Raw genomic sequence first — 20,458 nt, 5'->3', positions numbered from 1 at the left:
TTATCCAGGCATTATATCTACCCTTTGTTGTTATAATAAAATCCTGGCTGCTCTTTGTAAACCGGCGACCAGGGCATCAATTTCCCCGGCGGTATTATAAAAAGCAAAGGAGGCCCTCACCGTTCCCGGAATACCGAAGATATCCATTACAGGCTGACAGCAGTGGTGTCCGGTCCTAACGGCAATTCCCTGTTTATCCAATAGTTCTCCCGTATCAAAGGGATGAGCTGACCCTAGTAAAAAAGAAATAGCCCCGGATCTGTTTTTTGCCTGTCCGATCATTCGGAGCTGATCCACTTTCTGTAACTGCTCCATCGCATAATCCATCAGTGCCGCCTCGGTGTCATGGATCCGGCCAAGTCCTATGGAATTTACATATTTTAATGCGGCAGCCAGTCCAATGGCACCTGCAATATCCGGTGTACCCGCCTCAAATTTAAAAGGCAGTTCGTTATAAATGGTTTTTTCCAGCGTTACGGTTTTGATCATATCGCCACCACCCTGATAAGGAGGTAATTTATCCAGCCATTCCCTTTTACCATACAAAATACCTATGCCGGTAGGACCATAAATCTTATGGCCTGAAAACACCATAAAATCTACATCCAGTTCTCTTACGGAAACAGCCATATGCTGCACCGCCTGCGCTGCATCCAGCAGTACGGGAATATTTTTATTATGTGCTGCGGCTATGATTTCCTTGACCGGGTTTACCGTTGCCAGAGAATTGGACACATAAGTAAAGGCAAGGATTCGTACCGAGTCATCCAGTAAACTGTCCAGCTTATCTAACTGAAGCACCCCGTTTTCATCAAAAGGAATAACTTTCAGGGTAGCGCCTTTCTCTTCACAGATCATCTGCCAGGGAACAATATTGGAGTGATGTTCCATGGCCGTAATAACAACGCTGTCGCCCGGCTTTAAAAACGCCTTACCAAAACAGCTGGCTACCAGATTGATGCCCTCTGTGGTGCCTCTGGTAAAAATAACTTCATGATCCTCCCCTGCATCAATGTAATCGGCAACGGTCTTTCTGGCCTCTTCATAAGCGTCCGTCGCCACCTGACTTAAATGATGCACGCCTCTGTGGACATTCGCATTAAAGCCCTTATAATAATTGTCCAGTACTTCTAATACCTGACTGGGTTTTTGCGTAGTCGCTGCATTGTCCAGGTAAACCAGGGGATGACCATAGACTTTTTGATTCAATATTGGAAAATCCCGGCGGAGTTCTTTTATTTCTGATGAGGAGAGTATCGTAGACATCTTATATGTTCAAAGATTAGATAAATCGGATATAACAAAGGTACTATAAAATTACGGGACAGCTCTTTGCAAAAGAGCCGGGAAGCGTTTTACTCCCGGCTCTTTATTAAACGCCCTTTCAAGCTAGAAAGTACGTCCCGTTATGCCTGAGCAGCAGATATCGTTTTTTCGATCAGATGCTCTATATGAGCTCGTAAGGCTTCATTTTCAATTTTATTAGTCACATCAAAGGCAAAGGCGGTCACCATCAGGCTATGCGCGGTTTCTGCCCCGATCCCACGTGAACGGAGATAAAATAACGCTTCTTCATCAAACTGGCCGACGGTGCTACCGTGACTACATTTAACATCATCCGCATAAATCTCCAGCTGTGGCTTGGAATTAATGGTGCCGTTCGGGCTGAACAGCAGATTATTATTCTGCTGGAAGGCGTTGGTCTTCTGGGCCGGGCGGTGTACATAGATCTTACCATTGAATACACCTTTGCCACCATCCAGTATAACGCCTTTATAAAGCTGGTTACTCATACAATTGGGATGACGGTGATCTACCAGGGAGTGATTGTCTACCAGGTGCTTATCCTCGACCATATATAAGCCATATAAATGAGTTTCCGTATTCGGGCCATCCAGAATAACATTCAGGTTATTGCGAACCAGGTCAGCATGAGGCAAGGTAAGGGTGTAGTTGTCATAGCGGCTATCCCTTAACTGACGCACCTGTGTATGCATAATCCAGCGTTCCTGTTGCTCTCCTACCTGAAAATGAGCATGTTTAAAATGCGCATTCTCCTCGACCTGGATCTCCGTTACACCATTGACAAATAAAAGCTGCCCTGTTACCAGTACACTGGATTCCAATACTTCAGCAGATGCACCACGGTTTACCTGAATGATGTTTCTGGGCTGCAAAAACAGGTTTTCCTGATCTCCGTAAACGTGAATAATCTGCAGGGGTTTATCCAAACTAAAATCACGGTTGAGTTCCAGATAAAACCCGTCTGTAAAGCAAGCCGTATTGATGGCTGCAAATGGATATTTTTCGATGGGCAAACTGGCATTCAGCACTGCAGCAAAAGCGGGGGCTGCCTTTAACTCAGCCACTGACTGCAGTGTCCAGCCCTGTTTATTTTCAGGAAGATTGCTAAAACTAAAATCAATGACGCCATTGACCAGCACCAGACGATAAGCATTTAAGTCCTTCACCTGAGCCGAGGTAATCGCCTGTTCTATCTGCTCCCGGCTTAAACATCCGGTTGGTTGCATCTGGTAGCTATCCTTTAAAAAAGGTGCCAGATTGGTAAAGCGCCATTCTTCATTTTTGGTCGTAGGGATCCCTGCCTGCTGGAAGGCCGCCAGGGCCGCTTCTCTTTTCTGAAGAAGCGCTTCAGGTTCACTTGCCTGATTTTTTGAATATGTCAATCCAAATTCCTTAACCAGACTATCTTTCAAGGATAAAGAATTAGAATTTTCGACTACTTGTTGAGACATACTATTTGAGTTATTTATAGCGTAACAAGCGGTAATCATCTAATGGCTGCCAAATGGCAGCTATTCCAAGCTTTCCTTCTGATGAAAGAAATATGAGATTATCCACTTGTTACCTTGATCCGGTTCCTTATTAATACCTGTCAGCTCTGCCTTGCAATCAATCCGGATGCTTAGCGGAGGCCGACTTATATAAATTACTTATTTTCTTCTTTGATCCAGTCGTATCCTTTTTCCTCTAATTCAAGTGCCAGTTCCTTGCCACCTGATTTAACGATACGACCATTATAGAGTACATGGACAAAGTCCGGTACAATATATTCCAGCAAACGCTGATAGTGGGTAATCAATACAAAGGCATTGTCTTTGGCACGTAATTTATTTACACCGTTTGCAACAATACGCAGTGCATCGATATCCAAACCGGAATCCGTTTCATCCAAAATGGCCAGTTTAGGTTCCAGCATTGCGAGTTGCAGGATTTCATTGCGTTTCTTTTCTCCGCCGGAGAACCCTTCATTTAGGGAGCGGTTGACCAGTTTGGCATCAAACTCCACTAATTTCTGCTTTTCCTTGGTGAGCTGCAGGAAGGTCTTGGCATCCAGCGGCGCTTTGCCATGGTAGGCACGGATTTCATTTAAAGCCGTCTTTAAAAAGTTGATATTGGAAACTCCCGGGATTTCCACAGGATACTGGAAAGCCAAAAACACGCCTTCTCTTGCTCTGTCTTCAGGAGAAAGATCCAGTAAATCCTTGCCATCCAAGGTAACAGTACCACCAGTAACTTCATAGTTTTCACGGCCCGCCAGCACGGAGGCCAGCGAACTCTTACCTGAACCATTGGGTCCCATAATGGCGTGAACTTCACCAGCTCCTACCTCCAGGTTAATCCCTTTTAATATTTGTTTATCTTCAACAGATGCGAATAGATTTTTAATGTTTAACATTATATGATGCTGCTATGTTTAAATATTCTGTAAAATGTATAATATTAATCTGAAAGAGAGTGGAAGGTTAAACTATTAACCGACACTGCCTTCCAGTGTGAGACTCAGTAATTTCTGGGCTTCCACAGCGAACTCCATAGGTAACTGATTCAGTACTTCCCTGGCATACCCATTGACAATAAGCGCCACGGCCTGTTCCGTATCAATACCTCTTTGATTCAGGTAGAAGATCTGATCTTCACCGATTTTAGACGTCGTTGCTTCGTGTTCAATAGTCGCTGTATTGTTTTTGGATTCGATATAAGGGAAAGTATGGGCGCCACACAGATCACCGATTAACAAAGAATCGCACTGCGTAAAATTACGGGCATTGTCTGCCTTTGGCCCTACCTGTACCAAGCCACGATAACTATTTTGCCCGAATCCTGCAGAGATTCCTTTAGAGATAATACGGCTGCGGGTATTTTTTCCTAAATGATAAATCTTAGTCCCTGTATCTGCAATCTGTTTATTCTTGGTTACAGCTACGGAATAAAATTCTCCCACAGAGTTATCGCCCTGCAAAATAACGCTCGGGTATTTCCAGGTGATGGCCGAACCGGTTTCCACCTGTGTCCAGGAGATCTTGGAGTTCTTGCCTCTGCAGGCACCTCTTTTGGTCACAAAATTATAAATACCGCCTTTGCCTTCTTTATCTCCCGGGAACCAGTTCTGTACGGTAGAATATTTGATTTCTGCATTATCCATGGCAATCAATTCTACTATCGCAGCATGCAACTGATTTTCATCTCTTTTAGGTGCTGTACAACCTTCCAGATAGCTCACATAAGCCCCCTCATCTGCAATGATTAAAGTTCTCTCGAACTGCCCGGTATTCTCAGTATTGATCCTGAAATAAGTGGAGAGTTCCATTGGGCAACGTACACCTTTTGGAATATATACAAATGATCCGTCTGAGAAAGCGGCCGTATTCAGAGAAGCAAACTTATTATCAGAATAAGGGACTACCGTTCCCAGGTACTTACGTACTAATTCCGGGTGGGTTTGCACGGCTTCACTGATGGAAGAAAATATAATGCCCAGCTTGCTCAGCTCTGCCTTAAAGGTCGTCGCTACAGAGACGCTGTCAAATACGGCGTCAACGGCTACCTGAGGTTTTTCTCCCTCTAATTCTTCTACGCCGGCCAGTATTTTTTGTTCATTGAGAGGAATACCTAACTTTTCAAAAGTAGCCAGCAGTTCAGGATCTACCTCGTCCATGCTACCCAGCTTTTTTTTATTTTTGGGAGCAGCATAATAAGAGATGGCCTGAAAATCAACTTCCGGCATCTCGAAGTTTTGCCAGTTCGGCATTGCCTGACGCTCAAATGTATGTAAGCCTTTCAGGCGCCACTCCAGCAGCCATTCAGGTTCATTTTTCTTCTGGGAAATAAAACGGATGACATCCTCATTTAATCCGGCAGGCAAAACATCCATTTCGATATCGGTGGTAAAACCGAACTCATATTCCTGATTGGATATCTGTTCTAATATATCCTCATCTTTTTCCTTATTTGCCATTACGATATAAAAATTTTATATATGATACGCTTAAACTTAACTATTAAACTGCGAAACTTTCACCGCAGCTGCAGGTTCTGGTCGCATTCGGGTTATTAAAAAACAGCCCTTTACCATTCAGTCCACCCGAATAATCCAGCTCTGTCCCGAATAAATAAAGCAGGCTTTTTCGATCTACCAGAACGGTAATGCCTTTATCTTCAAAAACCTGGTCATCCGGTCTTTGATCGCTGTCAAATTCCAGCTGATATTCCAAACCGGAACAGCCCCCCCCTCTTACACCTACACGGATAAACTTTCCCTTATTATCAGGTTGTTCACCTTGCAACTTATCAATATAGGCTTTTGCTGCATCAGAAACGGTAATCATAATTCCTCCTTTTTTGAGCAGATCTGTTTAGTTTCCGCACCTGCTCTTTCGATGTGCAAAGGTACAAAGAGAAATTGATTAATCACCTAAATGAATGTATTAATTTGGTAAAGTTTGCGGGGATTACAAATCAGACAAAAAGGTCTTTTATTCCGTTTATTTAATAATAGATTAACAAAATTTATTATCCAATTACAATTGAGCCTCAACAATTATTATTTTTATATAATTTGACATTTTTTAACTGATTTTCAATAAATTCTATCATTATCATATTTTTAACAACAGAAGTTTTAGTTCGGCATAATATCTGAAAGAACAAAGTGGATTATTAACCTATAAAAAAACACTTAGTTATGAAATTCAATCATCTTACTATGGCAGCAGCGGCATTGCTGTTAGCCTCTACAAGCTTCGCACAGGACACGATTCCAGGAAAAGACAGTTTACCTGCTCAGGATACGATTACCGTTCCTAAAGACACTGTAAAAGCACCTTCAACCAGCGCATTGCAGGCAACTGCCATGACCATATTACGGGATACGACAGATCCGGCTAAAGACACGACAACTTTACCAAAGGATACTACCTCTTCATTGGCAATGGTGCAGTATAATGCAACCGGATTTTACCAGGATACCACTACAAATCCTAAGGATACCACCACAAAAGATACTAGCTCCACGAGCCTGGCTTTTGCCCTGCTGGCTCCTCAGTCAAACGTAGCTTTCTATCAGGATACCACCACTGATCCTAAGGACACTACGACAAAAGACACCAGCTCCACGAGCCTGGCTTTTGCCCTGTTGGCTCCTCAGTCAAACGCAGCGTTCTATCAGGATACAACTACTGATCCTAAGGACACTACGACAAAAGACACCAGCTCCACGAGCCTGGCTTTTGCCCTGTTGGCTCCTCAGTCAAACGTAGCTTTCTATCAGGATACAACTACCGATCCCAAGGACACTACGACAAAAGACACCAGCTCCACCAGCCTGGCCTTAGCCATGGTAGCTCCTCAGTCCAACGCAGCTGGATTTTATCAGGATACCACTACCCTGCCTAAAAAGGATACGACAGATAAGCCCAATAAGGACTCCGTACCAACCAAGAGTTCTTATACCGCTCAACTGTCCAATCATCAGTTAATTACTGAACCTGTACAGGCAGCAAAAGCATCCGCAGTGACGACTTTGGCTAACAATGAGTCAATGAGCTAAGGCAAATTGGTCATCGCCGATATTGCATTACTATAAAGAAGTTTGCTTTCAATGGGGGAACGTGAAGTATTTTTAAGTCTTTAAAAATATTTGACGGATCCCCTTTCTTTTTGACTAAAGTCCCGGTTTTTGCCATTATCTCTGACAATCTTTCAAAAAGAACCGGTTAAACTTTCAAGTGCCGATAAATACGATTATTTTTGCAGCCTATGAGTCTATATTCCCAGCGCGGCGTATCTGCCCAGAAAGAAGAAGTACACCAGGCCATCCAGGATCTGGATCAGGGCCTGTTTCCATATGCATTCTGTAAAATGTATCCGGATTATCTTGGCGGTGATGATCAATACATCAATATCATGCATGCCGATGGGGCAGGCACCAAGAGTATCCTGGCCTATTTATACTGGAAGGAAACCGGCGACCTAAGTGTATGGGAAGGTATCTCTAAAGACGCTGTAGCCATGAATCTGGATGACTTACTTTGCGTAGGCATTTATGATAATATCCTGTTTTCCTCTACCATTGACCGTAATAAAACGCTGATTCCCGGTGAAGTACTGCAGCATATTATAAAAGGCAACCAGGACTTTTTCAATCAGTTAAAATCCTATGGTGTTCATATTCATTATTTAGGAGGTGAAACCGCCGACGTAGGGGATGTGGCCAGAACGATTGCCGTAAACGGTACCATGAGTGCCAGACTCCCTAAAACAAAGGTCATCAGTAATGAAAAAATTGGCCCGGGACAGGTAATCGTTGGTTTTGGCTCCTCCGGCAAGGCCGTCTATGAGGACAGCTACAACAGCGGCCTGGGATCAAACGGACTTACCAGTGCCCGCCATGATGTATTAAGTAAATATTACGCTGAAAAATATCCTGAAACTTTTGAGCCTCTGTTAAATAAAGAAGTGGTATATATTGGCAATCAAAAAGTTACTGATTTAATCAACATTGAGGGCTTTGGTCAGATTCCGGCCGGCAAACTGCTGCTGTCCCCGACCAGAACTTACGCTCCGCTCATGAAATTATTATTAGAACAGCATTTTGAGGACATCAAAGGCGCTATTCACTGCAGCGGCGGCGGACAGACCAAATGCATGAAGTATTTACCCGGTAACCTGAAAATTGTAAAAGATAACTTATTTGCCGTTCCGCCTATTTTTGAGCTGATTCGCCAGAACTCCGGAGCAGATGATCAGGAAATGTACCAGGTCTTTAATATGGGTCACCGTTTGGAGATCTTCACAGATAAACAGGCCGCAGATTCCATGATTAATCTGGCAGCATCGTTAGGTATCGAGGCTAAAATTGTCGGATACACCGAAGCTTCTGACCAGAAAAGCCTGCATTTAAAGGCTCCCTCCGGCTGGGTAACCTATAATTATTAAAAGAGGACACTGCCTATTCAAACTAAAATGCTGATAAAGAATTCTTTATCAGCATTTTAGTTTGAATAGGTATTACTAATAGCACAAAAACCTTAGAACGGCAATCCGATGCCTAACTGTATGCCATAGTTATTGCGGACCAGCGGTTTATTGGTAATCGGGTTATTGGCCACTTCTCCTGCAAATTCATTATTACGCCAGGTGAAGTTTTTAATGCTCATCCAGCCGTCATTGGAGATTCTGGCAGGGTCTTTTAATTTAAGGCCAAAGTCCACGCGGATGACGACAAAATTAAAGTCCATTCTAAGGCCGGTACCCATGGCTATGGCAATATCCCGTCCTAACCTTCCGATGCTGAATTCTGCATCCGGAAGATTCTCATCCTTTCGTATGTTCCAGATATTACCGATATCCGTAAAAAATGCGCCGTTAAACTTCACACCGCCTATGGAAAATAAGGGATATCGATATTCCAGGTTTACTTCCAGCTGCATATCCCCATAACGGTCTCTGAAAGAACTGGATGTATCACTTTGCAGATTAGAGCCTAACCCCAGTTGCCTGAGCCCCCAGGCGCGCATACTATTGGGTCCGCCAGCAATAAACTGTTTATAAAAGGGCAGTCCGCCCCCGTATTTATTATCCTTATTCCCATTATAATTAATTCCTATGCCGGCAAAGCCGCGCAGAGCCAGCTGCGTTTTAACAAAATCAAAATGCTTGATATATTCTCCCTCTACCCTAAAATACCGGTATATCTGATCTTTTAAGGCCGGAATCAATCCGAATAAAGTGCCGGACTCTTCCAGGCCCACTCTAAAATAGTTATTGCCTGTAAACCTTTTGTTAGGATAGCTGATATTATAATTAAGTTGCTGACTGATGACCGTACCGGTATTAAAGGCATTTTTCAAATAGGGGTTGTATTCCATTGCCTGAATCAACCCTTCCATCTTATCCAGGGAATAAAGTTCAAAATTAATGGGCCGGTACTGCCAGGAGGAATTGCCTTTTTTCCATTCATAGCCCCAGTTGGTCACAAAAGACCTGAACTGGAAATAATCCTTTCGATCCGTATAGCTGCCATTAACGGAAACAACGGTCCTAATGGCATCCAGATTACGGCTTCTTATTTGCCAGGGGGTGATAAATCTGGGAAAAGAATAAGAATGAGAGCCTGCCACCTGCAGGGTTTGCAGCAAGCGGTCGGAATAACTATTGGATCTGGTTAAGTTCAGTTCCACACCGGTTCTTAAATTGGTCAGGGATTGAATGGCTCTTTTCCAGACATTTCTGTTTCTATGGGTCAGGTTCAATGCCAGACCAAACATATTGGAGGAGGACACAAAATCTCCTGTATTCCAGGAACTTTCTAAATCAACGGTCACATTTTGTTTAATGGCCGGTACTAAAAAGAAATTCATGTCCACGGAATCTCCATGCAGATCATTTCTGTAATCCACTTGTTGCCAGGCTCCTATGGAACTCAGATTATTAATAGTTTTATAAAAACTGGTATCGCTGTAATAATCCCCCTGCCGCATGTATAAATGATTGAGCATCGGCCTTGGCACAAACTTGCCTTCTTTGCCATACACGGAGATATGCTTGCTGCGGGTCTCATATACGTCGGTGTATTGCCCTAAATTATTTAAAATTGAATCCGGTATTTCCGTAGCGCCGGTTTCAGGGAAAAAATTGATGTGTCCTACCTTATACCGGATAAAATCCCGGGCTCTGGAACGAACCAGGGTGGTATCCTCCGGTGGCCGTTCTTTAATAATCACCACGGCCGTTGGGTTTTCCTTATTCCTGGCAGCCGCCTGCGCCATTTTAATGGCTTGTTCAAAAGGATCCAGCGTCAGCTTTAAGAGCGCCGCATCTGTGGTATCTGTCTCTGCAATCAGGTTGTTGCGGGAAATCCGGTAATAACCCAGATTCCGGTAATCCGTCACCAGCCTGTCCAGTTCCGCAGCCACATTATCTTTTGTAAACTTAGTTTTATGTGCGACGATAGCCGAAGCTGCTTTTTTCTCCAGCGCAATCCGCTCCAGCGCCGTATCTGCCAGCCCATAGCCCAGGGAGTCTATAATCATGGCTTTATTCGGATCCACATACATGGTTACCGTTACCCTTTTCTGCCCGGGAGCAGACAAGCTGTCCACCCGTACACTATCTTTAAAAATAGCCTGATAATACCCTTCAGAGTTCATATAACTATCCATAAACTGAATGGACTTACTGAGGTTGGCGGTATCAAAAACAGGCGGAGAAACGATCTTATAGGCCACAAAATACTTCTGAACTTTAGGCGAGCGCAGACTGTCCACCCAGAACTCCGCCAGATTTGTCTTTAGCAGTTTGGCTTCTTCCTTGGAGATATTATCGCTTTTTAATTCTATTTTTGAATCGAAAACAAAAGGCTCCCCTTCGGGTGGATTTTTTACCGTAACACAGCTATTCAACCCCAGCATGATTACGACCAGCCATAACTGGACCGTTCTGTTAATATGAGTTGAATACTTAATTTGCATAGATAATGATCAGTAAAAATGAACTCAAATATATCCAAAGTTTATACCATAAAAAAGCCAGGGACAAAGAAAAGCTATTTATTGTAGAAGGCCCGAAGATGGTGCAGGAACTTTTAGAGAGTCCCTTTACAGTCCAAAAGGTATGGACAACCCAACAAAAATGGCTCAAAACTTTTCCCAAGGCCCCTATTGAGTTGATTGATGAACAGCATCTGGCAAAAGCCAGCCACCTGAGCACCGCTAATGAGATTCTGGCAATCGCTCAGATGGCTGAACACAAAAACCCGCCCCGTCCGGCCGTAGGATCCTTTATACTGGCGCTGGACGGCATTCGTGATCCGGGTAATATGGGAACGATCATCCGTATGGCAGATTGGTTCGGAGTAGACCGGATAGTAGCTTCTCCGGACTCGGCAGATATCTATAATCCCAAGGTAGTCCAATCTACTATGGGTAGTATTTTCAGAACATCCGTTTATTATGCCCCCCTGGAGGCTTACCTAGCCAACAATCCCCTTACCGTATATGGCGCTTTGTTATCGGGAGAACCGTTAGGCAGCTTTCCCATCAGCGTGCCAGTGAAGGAAGGGATTATTGTCATCGGCAATGAATCCAAAGGTATCCGCCAGGAAATCCTGCCTTTTGTCACCCAGGCGGTTAAAATACCGGCCTTTGGCAAAGCGGAGTCGCTCAACGCCGCCATGGCAACCGCCGTATTACTGGGACATTTTAAAATTCCCTCTTTTCAAAAATAATCCGGTAACATCCGGCCGGCTGATTGTTTATCTCTATTTGTAGTAATTCTACATCCAGGGAGTCTGCCTGACCTTTTTCCAAAGCTGTCGGGTACTGTTTTGTGGTGGCAGTAAAAGTATGTCATTAATTTTCCCGTCAGTTCCTGGTCAAATAAAAAATAATCATTGCTCATTTACTAAAAATGCAAAAAAAAGGCCCGAACCTAAACAGGCACGGACCTCCGCTCTCATTAAACAAAAAAAATGTATAATAAAGGATAATTCCTATCCCCTCTTTTCAATACTTTATTGTACTTTTCTTAGACCTTGTTCGTCCGGAAAAGTTTGAAGCGACTGGCAGATATTGGCTACGACCGCTTAACCCGGGACGTAGATTTTTGCCCGTTGACTTTGTCCTTCAACATAATCTATGATGAGCTCCAGCAACCTAAACTGGTTAGCTGCCCGGTCCAGATTCTGCTCGCTATAACTGATCTGATAATAGATATCGTCATTCAGATAGTCTGTCAAAAACCGCAGCGCCTGCATATACACGATCAGTTTACCGGACATATCTATTTGAGCCAGTTCCTCACTACTTAAATAGGCATGCATGGATTCCAGATAACCGGCCTTAATGGCCTCATAAAAGTCTCCCCGAATATCCAGGTCTTTCACATCCTGGTGATCTTCCGGCAAATTGGGTACCATGGAGCGTATCATATCTCCTATATCCGAAATAAACAACCCCGGCTGGGTGGTATCCAGATCAATGGGGCAATAAATCTTATCATCTTCGTTTTTAAAGAGGATATTGGCGATCTTGCAGTCATGATGCAGGATATGCAGCGGAAACAACCTTGGACTGGACTGAACTTTTGCGAAAAATCCGACTAACGCCTCATGATCAGCCGCTTTTTTAATCAAATCAGCAGCCGCCTTTTTTCGGGTATCTGACGCTCCGGCCAGCGCATCGGTAAATTGAATAAAACGTAGCCCCAGATCATGAAACCCGGGCAGTACGGTCTGGATATTTAAGGGATCCATATTATCCAATTTTGCGGAGAAATTCCCAAAACAGGCGGATACCAGGTAAGCCTGATCCGGAGTGGAAGACACTACCGGACTGTATGTATCCAGAATATATTCAAAACATCTCCAGACATGATCCGGTCCTTTAAATAATAGGCCTCCATCATGGGTTTTTAATATACCGGGTAACCGGTATGCATTTTCCTGCAGAAAATGGCGCTGGATTTTCAGATAATTGCGTTGCAATTTATCCGGGTCATCAAATACCTTGGTATTGATACTTTGTAATAAAAACACCTGCCCGTCCGGGAAAGTGGTTTTATAGGTATGATTAATAAGACCAGTAGAGAGTTTTTCCATCTCTAAAGGCTCCGGAAAATTAAATGCCTCCTTTACCGATGATTCTATCATTGGGTTTTAATTCTGTATTTTGTATGTCGGTCGCTCACACGGGTTCATGCAAACAGGTTGACAACCGATAATTAATATTTTTTTACATTGTATTGCGGCGCCAGATTAATAACTGTCATCTAAAGCAAAATCCTGTTTACGCAGCATCCATTTCCCACCGGTAAAATCAGGGAATTCCACGGTCTGATTACCCAGTTCAATGGAACGTTCGCTCAGTGGCGTAATAGCACTCCAGGCCGCTGCATCATAAACATCCAAAGGTGTCGGTGCCGCTCTTTTTATAGCTTCCACAAAGGCGTGGATGACGAAAAAGTCCATACCGCCATGACCGGCTCCTTTGGAATCTTCCCCATATTTTTTCCAGAGTGGATGATCATATTTTGCAAGCCAGCTATCTGCTTTATCCCAGCTATCATAATTAGGAGATACCCCGTTCACATAAATGGTATTACTTACATCCATCCAGAGTCCTTCTGTTCCCTGCACCCGGAAACCAAGGGAATAAGGTCTGGCCACAAAGGTATCATGCTGCAATAAGATGGTCTCCCCGTTCGCACATTTTATATTGGTGGTAATCATATCACCGCATTTAAAACGAACATTGGTACCTGTCCCGTGTTCACCGTTCACATCGGCGGTATATTTATGCAGCCCTCTGGCCTTGGAATCAAAGCTGGATAAAGACAGAAAACGGTTACCCCGGTTAATATCAACCATCATGGCACAGGGCCCGATACCGTGGGTGGGATATAAATCGCCGTTTCGGTGCACAGAGTGTGCTGTGCGCCACTGCGCTTCAGAAAATGCTTTTTCCCCGAATATATAATCGCCGCTTTGTTTATCTTTTGTAAACAGTACAGAGCGCAGATTATGCTGATATCCGCCTTGCAAATGCACGAGTTCACCAAAAACATTCTGACGCACCATATTCATGACGGCCATTACATCTCTGCGGTAACAGACATTTTCCAGCATCATTACATGAGCACCACTGGCCTCTGCTGCTCTGACGACCTTCCAATGATCTTCCAGCGTGATACCCAGCATTACTTCGGTTCCGACATATTTAATTCCGGCAGCGATGGCATCCAGAATCATCGGGCAATGCCATTCCCAGGGCGTTGCAATAATAACACCGTCCAGATCCTTTATTTCAAATACTTTTTTATAAGCCGTATTGTCCCCCAATATAATCTGAGGCATGGCTCTGCCAGCTTTTTTGATAATGCCCTTAGCCCGGTCCATCATCTGACTGTTAATATCAGATAAGGCAACAATTTCTACATCGTCCCTGTTACAGGCGAGCGCCACATGACTCTCCCCTCTTAGTCCGACACCAATAAAGGCCAACCTTACTTTCTCATTCGCTTTTTTAGGTCGGGCAAATAAATGACCCGGTAATACGGCAGCTCCGGCAGTTGTCACAGCGACAGCCTTCACAAAGTCTCTTCTGGTTGTGTTCATTTGCTAAATTTTGCTCGTTAATAAAGTGAAAGTTAAAGATGCGCATTTTTTTTGGCAAATGAACACACAATCGTTTGCCCTAGTTTTGATTCTGTTAACGTCAACGATCTCACCTATACACAAAAAAAAACAGCCATACGTAGAAACGAGCGGCTGTTGCTAACCTATGAAAAACACCTAAAAGTTGAAGTACGCTAAAACGTGTTGATTTTACGCACTTATAATAAGGTATATAATTTTAATCTTTTTAAAAACTGATGTAAAACAGTTATATACAAGTTCTTTTTACAAATATTCAAAGAATTGCACCCGAGCGCTGATGTGAATTGCTTTGTGTTTTCCGGGTTCAGTTGTTGTATGTCAGTTTTAAAGTTCTTTCGGCTTGGACCTTTTGCTTATTAATTTTTAGTCTTAGCCGGTGGTTGTTGTTTTCTGTTTTTGAGTTCCTCTTTCAGCATTTTCCGATACGCTTTTTCTGCCTTAAAAACATCCTCCGCTCTTTCATGGGAATGAAGTATGTGGACAAAATTATCTCTGTACTGATCCTTTAAAGCAGAAGCCTTCTCATCAAAAGCCGGACGGTTACCTATATTAGAATGCCATGCATTTTTTAATTTTAAAAAATAACTGTTATATACAGGCCAAAACTCTTTAGATTCTGATGCAGTTAAATTAAGCTGTTGGGTAAAAAAAGCAATTTTTACCTTCTCAACTTTGTCGCCGTTTCGGGATCCGTTAGTCTGTGCAAGGCAAATATAACTATGAAAAAACAAAATCCCTAAAAAAAATATAATTTTTTTCATTCCTCTTTCATTTTTTATACCCCAAAAAATCAAAAAATTTAAGATATAAACGATAATATATTATAATTTACCTTAATAAGTAGCCGGCGTTCTGTCCAAATAATTCTCCAATTCCTCATTTGTCATGTTACTGATTGCTTTTTGCGTTTCCTCATCAGCTTGCTGACTCATAGAATCTTTTTGTGCAGGATCCGGTGTACTTAAATACCCCATAATTTCTTCATCAGACAATTCAGAAAGTCCTGCTGCAAAACTGTCATTATTTGTAGAAATCTTGGAGGCAAATTGATTATTGCTTACCGGAAGTACCTTAGCATCATGGTGATTGGTAAAAAACCGTTGTCCGCTAAACAATACCACTACCACAGCAGCAGCTGCTACTGCGGTGCGCCAGATACGCTTTCTGGGCGTCAGCGCAATTACTTTTCCACCCTGAGCATCTGCAGTAGTCTGTATCTGTAGGTCCTGTTCTTTATAACCCAGTGGACTTAATCTTTCAAAATACCCGGCTGGAACCCTATAAACATTCTGATTACCAATTTGTAATAAAAAAGGCGCAATTTCATTTAGTTCTGAGGCTACAGCGGCATTCTGAAAGGAATTCAGGGACTGCCTGCCACCGGCGTCCGTATGTTGCTCGCTTAAAATCCGGTGCATAATCTGATCCGCCAGTCCGGCAAAATACCCTTCCGGCACCTGAAAACCCAGATGTCCGGACAGATTACCCAGTCTGATTTTAGTCATGATTTCCTCTGCCAACCCTTCAAAATAGGCAACCGGCACTTGATAGAGCCGTTCCATTTTGTTGATGGTCTCCAGTAAAGGGGTACCTTCGGGGCCAGTATATCTCAAATTCTTTTCCATTTTAGTATTAACTTATCATTCGACAGGCTGAGAAGCCTTTCGTTTAATCATTATTTCTGATAAATTCCTCTATTTTTTTGGCCGCATGGTGATAACTGGCCTTTAATGCGCCTTCGCTGGTATCCAGCACCCGGCTCATTTGCTCGTAGGGCATCTCATCATAATAACGTAAATTAAATACAAGTCTTTGTTTCTCTGGTAGTTGCTGAATTGCCAACTGCAATTTCCATTCCAATTTTTTCGCATCAAAACCGTCATCCGCCTTGATTTTATTGGAAAGTCCGCTTTCTACGTCATCAAAACTGACGGAACTTTTTCTTTTCTGTTGTTCTAGAAAAGTCAGGGATTCATTTGTAGCAATCCGGTAAAGCCAGGTATAAAGCTGGCTATCTTCACGGAACCCTTCCAGTGCTTTCCAGACTTTGATAAATACATTTTGCAAAACATCATTGGCGTCTTCATGGCTGACTACCATTCTGCGAATATGCCAATAGAGTTTTTCCTGATACTTTTTAATAATATCAGTAAATGCTTTTTCTCGGGTTTTTTCTTCCCGGAAAAGCCGTAGAAGCTCCTGGTCGTCTAAAATCATAGATTAATGCGGCTAATGTCCTTAAATTCAAAACTCCGGTAAAAATAGGAAAACCTGCCTTAATCCAAGCAGGTTCCTATTTTTTTCTGTAAATGGTTCACACTTTAAGCTTTTTTACGTGCAACGGCTTTTTCAGCGGCTGCTACGATAAAGCGAGGTGTCAATCCGTATTTATCTAATAAATCAACTGGTTTACCACTTTCTCCAAAGGTATCTTTGGTGCCGATAAACTCAATAGGTACCGGGTTATGCTGAGCTGCCACATGTGCAACGGATTCACCCAGGCCACCCCAGATATTATGTTCTTCACAAGTTACCGCACAACCTGTTTTATTGATGGAACGGATAACTGCTTCTTCGTCAAGTGGCTTAATGGTATGTAAATTAATAACTTCTGCACTGATTCCTTTTTCTTTTAATGCGCGGGCGGCTTCAATCGCGTACCAAACCAGGTGTCCGCAGGCAAATAAAGAGACATCAGCACCTTCAGCCATCAGCTGTGCTTTGCCAATCACAAAATCACTGCCGTCTTCGGCAGTAAAGTTTGCCCATTTTGGACGGTGGAAACGCAGATAAACCGGACCGTTATGGCTGGCGATAGCCTTGGTAGCCGCCTTGGTCTGGTTATAATCACAAGGATTGATCACCGTCATGCCCGGCAGCATTTTCATCATGCCGATATCCTCCAGAATCTGGTGCGTTGCACCATCCTCACCCAGGGTTAAACCTGCATGGCTCGCACAGATCTTTACATTTTTACCGCTATAGGCGATACTTTGACGAATCTGGTCATAAACACGTCCTGTGCTGAAGTTCGCAAAGGTGGTGGTATATGGAATCTTTCCGCCGATGGTCAGACCAGCTGCAGTACCCATCATATTGGCCTCTGCGATCCCCATTTCATAATAGCGGTCAGAAAATTCTTTAATAAAGGGGCCTAATTTGAAGGAACCGGCCAGATCTGCTGTCAATACGACAACATCTTTATTCTCTTTTGCGATCTCATAGATGCCGTCTCCAAATCCCGCACGGGTTTCTTTTTCGTTTTGAAGCTTGATATCCTCTAATTGCATAATACGTTTTTAATAATTTTGTTTAAAATGAGATAAGCTGCAAGATAAACAAATACATTGATTTATTTTTAATTTAATACAGATTTCTGCTGATTGGTATACCCGCCGTCTACCGCCATTTTCTTTTCCCAGGCCCAGGCCGTACGCATCATTTCATCCAGATCATATCGGATATCCCATTTCAGGCTGTCAACGGCATGCTGGTTATTGGCATAAATAGCGACAATATCTCCCGGGCGGTTAGGTCCGACAACATAATTAAGCTTCTCTCCACTCACTTTTTCAAAAGCCTTAATGGCTTCCAGCACCGTTACACCGTTACCTGTGCCTAGATTAAATACATCACAAAGCGATTGATTTTTACCTTCCAACAGGTAATTCAGGGCCAGTGTATGGGCATGGGCGATATCGGAAACATGGATAAAATCACGCAGGCAGCTACCGTCTCTTGTATCGTAGTTTGCGCCGAACACGGTCATTTGCGGTAATTTACCGATGGCTGTCTGTGTAATGGCAGGCACCAGGTTCTGCGGTTTACCCAGTGGAATTTCTCCGATTTCAATAGACGGATGGGCTCCGACAGGATTAAAATATCTGAGTAATATCGTCTTTGTGTCATGAACTTTGGCAAAATCCTGAATAATCCGCTCTCCCATTTGCTTGGTGGCTCCATAAGGAGATTCGGCGTCCTTGATGGGCGAGGCTTCTGTAACCGGCATGCTGTCCGGGCTGCCATAAACGGTACAGGATGAAGAAAATACGAACTGCGCCACTTTAAATTCAGCAACACATTTTAGCACGTTTATCAGCGATTCCAGGTTATTTTCATAATACTCCAGTGGCTGACTAACGGATTCACCTACAGCTTTATAAGCTGCAAAATGTATCACTCCTTCGATATCAGGATTCTCCTGAAAAACGGCGCGGGTATCCTGCCAGTTTTTAAGATCCACCTTATAGTTTTTAAGCGTTTTACCTGTAATCCTTTCAATACCATCCAGTAACAAGGTGGTAGATTTTGAGTTATCATCAATGGAAATCACTTCAAAATCATTGTCCATCAGGTCGACTACTGTGTGAGCACCAATATATCCGCATCCGCCTGTAACCAGAATCTTCTTTTTTGCCATATGCCAGTTTTTTAATTTGAGCCGTAAAAATAACCCAGTTTTTACAATTATCCGTTCGCTTATCGGCCTAAACTGCGCAAACGATTTAAATTCCATCAGCAATAGACCTTTTTCCTTATTTGACAGGCCGGCAGCTATAGACCTGTAAGCCCTCTGCCCTACCCCCAAAATAAAAGACAGCAAATGCTGTCTTTTATTCATTAGTATGGTACATACCGACTTATACTTTTGGAAAACTGATGCCGTTATGATATTCACTTTTCAGATACCCATTACTTTCTTTATCCGTAAACTGAAGGGCTTTACTGTCCCAATGAATGGTTTTACTGACCCGTTGGGCAATATTACCCATACAGCAGTTCATGGCTACCTGGCAACCATCCTGAATCGGCGTTTTTAAATCCGCCAGGTTCCTAGACTTAATAACCTCCACAAAGTTTTTGGTATGCAGGTCCAGTCCGTTATCCACTGACTTTTGCATAGGCACTGCTTCCATCAGCGGCCCTTTGCTCTTTTTTTCTGCAATCACTTCCCAGCCGCTTCTATCCAGCACCAGGGTGCCGTTATTGCCGATAAAAGCTACCCCATGACCTCTGCCATAAGGGCCACCTCCGATGCCCATGGCCTGTTCCCAGACCATATTAAAATCCCCGAAATCATAAATCGCACTCATCGTATCGGGCCACTGCTGGGCATCATCAGGGTACCCGGTCTTGCCGCCAATGGCAGAAATAGCCAGGGGAAAGCGGTCTTTGGCCTTCATGCCTAACATGGCGTAATCAATCATATGCACCCCCCAGTCGGTCATCAGGCCACCGGCATAATCGTAAAACCAACGAAAGCTAAAATGAAAACGGTTAATATTAAAAGGGCGTTTGGTAGCAGGCCCCAGCCACTGGTCATAATGGACTCCGGGAGGTACGGGACTGTCCGGTTCCACTGGAATGGAATCCTTCCACCCAATATAAGCCCAGGTTTTCACAAGCCTTACCTTGCCCAGTTTGCCGGAATGGACAAAATCCACCGCATCCTGAAAATGCTTTTGCGAGCGTTGCCACTGCCCGACCTGTACCACATTACCATACCTTTTTTGCGCAGCCATCATTGCCTGACACTCTGCAATACTGTGACCGGTTGGTTTTTCACAATAAATATGTTTACCAGCCGAGGAGGCATCCACCATCATTTTTGCGTGCCAGTGATCCGGAGTGCCGATAATCACCGCGTCAATATCTTTATCCTCCAGTACTTTTCTATAATCCGTCAGTGTCGTCACTTTATGACCCTGAGCTGCCAGCTCCGAGGCTCTTTTGGATAAGACCCGCTCATCCACATCCACAATACTTTTGACCTCGACATCCGGATTTTTAAGAATGGAATTTAAATCAGAAAAACCCATTCCGTTAACGCCAATGGCCGCTACCCGAATCTTATCGGAGGCCGCTATTTTCCTGCGCGCAGCCATCAGACCACCTGGCATAAGCGCCGCCACACCGGCACCAGCCGCCAAAAGGGATCCATTCTTTATAAATGTTCGTCTGCTATGATTTGTCATGATATCTTTTTCTTTTAAAGTGTCCTAA

Annotated in this window: 17 protein-coding genes; 3 read left to right on the top strand and 14 right to left on the bottom strand. The window is 43.5% G+C overall.

Annotated features, from left to right (window positions below; genetic code table 11):
- Nucleotides 1–30: 30 nt before the first annotated feature.
- From BLU80_RS08900 to BLU80_RS08880, 5 genes are all read right to left on the bottom strand, one after another.
- The gene (locus BLU80_RS08900; RefSeq protein WP_091396806.1) at nucleotides 31–1,266 is read right to left on the bottom strand and encodes a SufS family cysteine desulfurase; all 1,236 of its coding nucleotides are present in this window, start codon (nucleotides 1,264–1,266) and stop codon (nucleotides 31–33) included.
- 140 nt (nucleotides 1,267–1,406) lie between these two features.
- Entirely contained in the window at nucleotides 1,407–2,756 is a 1,350-nt protein-coding gene (sufD, locus tag BLU80_RS08895; protein ID WP_170831187.1) for a Fe-S cluster assembly protein SufD, read from the bottom strand.
- Between the two features lie 194 nt (nucleotides 2,757–2,950).
- Complete coding sequence (sufC, locus tag BLU80_RS08890) at nucleotides 2,951–3,700, bottom strand: Fe-S cluster assembly ATPase SufC (protein WP_091396802.1); 750 nt, start codon at nucleotides 3,698–3,700, stop codon at nucleotides 2,951–2,953.
- A gap of 75 nt (nucleotides 3,701–3,775) precedes the next feature.
- A complete protein-coding gene (sufB, locus tag BLU80_RS08885) occupies nucleotides 3,776–5,260 on the bottom strand; it encodes a Fe-S cluster assembly protein SufB (RefSeq protein ID WP_091396799.1) in 1,485 nt (494 codons plus the stop codon).
- A 43-nt stretch (nucleotides 5,261–5,303) separates the two neighbouring features.
- The gene (locus tag BLU80_RS08880) at nucleotides 5,304–5,630 is read right to left on the bottom strand and encodes a HesB/IscA family protein (RefSeq protein WP_091396797.1); all 327 of its coding nucleotides are present in this window, start codon (nucleotides 5,628–5,630) and stop codon (nucleotides 5,304–5,306) included.
- A 356-nt stretch (nucleotides 5,631–5,986) separates the two neighbouring features.
- Between BLU80_RS08880 and BLU80_RS08875 the strand changes: the two genes are divergently transcribed.
- On the top strand, nucleotides 5,987–6,850 hold the full coding sequence (locus BLU80_RS08875) for a hypothetical protein (RefSeq protein WP_091396794.1): 864 nt from the start codon (nucleotides 5,987–5,989) through the stop codon (nucleotides 6,848–6,850).
- A gap of 209 nt (nucleotides 6,851–7,059) precedes the next feature.
- Nucleotides 7,060–8,238, top strand: a complete 1,179-nt coding sequence (locus BLU80_RS08870; RefSeq protein ID WP_091396791.1) for an AIR synthase related protein — start codon at nucleotides 7,060–7,062, stop codon at nucleotides 8,236–8,238.
- Nucleotides 8,239–8,330: 92 nt separating this feature from the next.
- On the opposite strand, the gene BLU80_RS08865 is transcribed toward BLU80_RS08870, so the two are convergent.
- Entirely contained in the window at nucleotides 8,331–10,772 is a 2,442-nt protein-coding gene (locus BLU80_RS08865) for a BamA/TamA family outer membrane protein (RefSeq protein ID WP_091396788.1), read from the bottom strand.
- Nucleotides 10,773–10,777: 5 nt separating this feature from the next.
- On the opposite strand from BLU80_RS08865, the gene BLU80_RS08860 reads away from it, so the two are divergent.
- On the top strand, nucleotides 10,778–11,527 hold the full coding sequence (locus tag BLU80_RS08860) for a TrmH family RNA methyltransferase (RefSeq protein ID WP_091396785.1): 750 nt from the start codon (nucleotides 10,778–10,780) through the stop codon (nucleotides 11,525–11,527).
- Nucleotides 11,528–11,884: 357 nt separating this feature from the next.
- Here BLU80_RS08860 and BLU80_RS08850 read toward each other — a convergent pair whose 3' ends face one another.
- The 8 genes from BLU80_RS08850 to BLU80_RS08815 all read right to left on the bottom strand — a co-directional run bounded on the left by BLU80_RS08850 (nucleotide 11,885) and on the right by BLU80_RS08815 (nucleotide 20,430).
- The gene (locus tag BLU80_RS08850; protein ID WP_091396780.1) at nucleotides 11,885–12,949 is read right to left on the bottom strand and encodes a phosphotransferase enzyme family protein; all 1,065 of its coding nucleotides are present in this window, start codon (nucleotides 12,947–12,949) and stop codon (nucleotides 11,885–11,887) included.
- A gap of 105 nt (nucleotides 12,950–13,054) precedes the next feature.
- The gene (locus tag BLU80_RS08845; RefSeq protein ID WP_091396777.1) at nucleotides 13,055–14,413 is read right to left on the bottom strand and encodes a Gfo/Idh/MocA family protein; all 1,359 of its coding nucleotides are present in this window, start codon (nucleotides 14,411–14,413) and stop codon (nucleotides 13,055–13,057) included.
- 398 nt (nucleotides 14,414–14,811) lie between these two features.
- A complete protein-coding gene (locus BLU80_RS08840; RefSeq protein WP_091396775.1) occupies nucleotides 14,812–15,216 on the bottom strand; it encodes a hypothetical protein in 405 nt (134 codons plus the stop codon).
- 72 nt (nucleotides 15,217–15,288) lie between these two features.
- Nucleotides 15,289–16,080, bottom strand: a complete 792-nt coding sequence (locus BLU80_RS08835; protein WP_091396772.1) for a hypothetical protein — start codon at nucleotides 16,078–16,080, stop codon at nucleotides 15,289–15,291.
- 43 nt (nucleotides 16,081–16,123) lie between these two features.
- Nucleotides 16,124–16,672, bottom strand: a complete 549-nt coding sequence (locus tag BLU80_RS08830) for an RNA polymerase sigma factor (protein ID WP_091396770.1) — start codon at nucleotides 16,670–16,672, stop codon at nucleotides 16,124–16,126.
- Nucleotides 16,673–16,776: 104 nt separating this feature from the next.
- Nucleotides 16,777–17,745 (bottom strand): transketolase family protein, encoded by a 969-nt coding sequence (locus BLU80_RS08825; RefSeq protein WP_091396767.1) that lies wholly within the window; start codon nucleotides 17,743–17,745, stop codon nucleotides 16,777–16,779.
- 68 nt (nucleotides 17,746–17,813) lie between these two features.
- Nucleotides 17,814–18,875, bottom strand: coding sequence for a UDP-glucose 4-epimerase GalE (gene galE / locus BLU80_RS08820; RefSeq protein ID WP_091396889.1), 1,062 nt, complete (start codon nucleotides 18,873–18,875; stop codon nucleotides 17,814–17,816).
- A gap of 220 nt (nucleotides 18,876–19,095) precedes the next feature.
- A complete protein-coding gene (locus BLU80_RS08815) occupies nucleotides 19,096–20,430 on the bottom strand; it encodes a Gfo/Idh/MocA family protein (protein WP_091396766.1) in 1,335 nt (444 codons plus the stop codon).
- Nucleotides 20,431–20,458: the final 28 nt, after the last annotated feature.

This window comes from Arachidicoccus rhizosphaerae (assembly GCF_900107765.1).
In the GTDB taxonomy this organism is placed as follows: domain Bacteria; phylum Bacteroidota; class Bacteroidia; order Chitinophagales; family Chitinophagaceae; genus Arachidicoccus; species Arachidicoccus rhizosphaerae.
The sequence above is the reverse complement of the archived record's forward strand: the minus strand, read 5'-3'. Positions and strand labels throughout refer to the sequence as shown.